The sequence below is a fragment of the Bradyrhizobium sp. SUTN9-2 genome, assembly GCF_003122645.1.
GTDB lineage: Bacteria > Pseudomonadota > Alphaproteobacteria > Rhizobiales > Xanthobacteraceae > Bradyrhizobium > Bradyrhizobium yuanmingense.
This window is the reverse complement of record NZ_LAXE01000001.1, coordinates 2,217,349-2,218,667: the sequence shown is the minus strand read 5'-3', so window position 1 is coordinate 2,218,667 and position 1,319 is coordinate 2,217,349. Positions and strand designations below refer to the sequence as shown.

Here is a 1,319-nt window from a genome sequence, read left to right as displayed (position 1 = left end):
CATAAAACGCTATCCGATCCGCGTTGGACGCTGGGTTTCTTGTGGGTTGCGCCAATCGATCCCTGACAACAGATAGCTCAACTGCGCCGGCGAGATCGTGACTGATTCACCGGCAACCGATGGCCAGATGAACCTTCCTCTCTCGAGTCTTTTGGTAAACAGGCATGCTCCCTGGCCATGGTGAGTCGGCCCCGGGAGTTGCACCCGGAGCCGCTCTCCGAACCGTACGTGACGCTCTCACGTCATACGGCTCTCAACAAGTAACGAAGCAGAACTCAACATCGCCCAATGAGCGAACAGCTTCGGCCTACGGCAGCGGATCAATCTGAGCCAGGTGGAGGCTCTGACTTTTCCATTCTTCAGCCCTTTGTATTTGCGTCGCGCCCAACGGTTAAGGGATTCGTCGACGTATCGATACAGGTTGTGCATTTCTGACCGCCCATATCTGCCGTAGTACTGCATCCATCCACAAAGGACGGGGTTCAGTTCCAAGGCGATTGCGTCGACTTCCGTCTGCGAGCGAAGCCTGAGCCGGAGCTGCCGGATCGTCGTACGCATAGACTTCATCGCCACCCTGCTGGCCGCTGGCGAGAACGTACAGAAGTTTTCTTTCTTCTGATGGTTTCTTGCCCTGCGCGGTCGAAAGGTAAATCCCAGAAAGTCGAATGACTGACTGGCATGGCTACCCGGGCGATTGCTGTCTTTGCAGTAGACGATCTTGGTCTTGTCGGGATGCATTTCGAGTTCGCATTCCTCAAACCTTGCTTGCAGCGCCGCCTTGATGGCCTCCGCTTCAGCCTTGGTTCGGCAATGAACGAGCCCGTCGTCTGCGTATCGACACCATGGTGACCGCGGGAAGTTCCGCGCCATCCACGTATCGAACACATAATGCAAGAACAAATTGGCAAGGACGGGACTGATCACGCCGCCTTGGGGTGTGCCCCGGCCGCGAGCGGTGATCGCTCCGTCTTTGCCTTGCATCGGCGCTGTTAGCCAGCGTTCGATGTAGAGCAGAGCCCATTCCTCTTGCACATGCTTCCTGACGGCCTTCATAAGCAACTTGTGGCTGATATTGTCGAACAGGCCTTTGATGTCGAACTCCAGCACCCAGTCCATCTTCCAACACCGTTGCCGGGTGACGCCGACGGCGTCGGATGTCTTCTGGGAGCTACTTTCCACCTGCCGTTCGGGCTGTCCCCATTCCCAAGAAGAATGGCGGACAACGCATCATAGCTCAGTCGGATCGTCTCGCGCAGGTCAGGGGCATTCTCCAGCCGCGACAGGGTCGGCTGCGAGCAGAGGTCCAAACCGCTGTCCGG

General features: G+C 57.2%; 2 protein-coding genes. Both read right to left on the bottom strand.

Going from position 1 to position 1,319, the window contains the following annotated elements:
* Positions 1-9 precede the first annotated feature (9 nt).
* Positions 10-204 (bottom strand): IS66 family insertion sequence element accessory protein TnpB, encoded by a 195-nt coding sequence (tnpB, locus tag XF30_RS10435; RefSeq protein ID WP_109142612.1) that lies wholly within the window; start codon positions 202-204, stop codon positions 10-12.
* Positions 205-237: 33 nt separating this feature from the next.
* Positions 238-1,116: a reverse transcriptase domain-containing protein gene (locus tag XF30_RS10430; protein WP_244608895.1), complete on the bottom strand. Its 879-nt coding sequence runs from the start codon at positions 1,114-1,116 to the stop codon at positions 238-240.
* Positions 1,117-1,319: the final 203 nt, after the last annotated feature.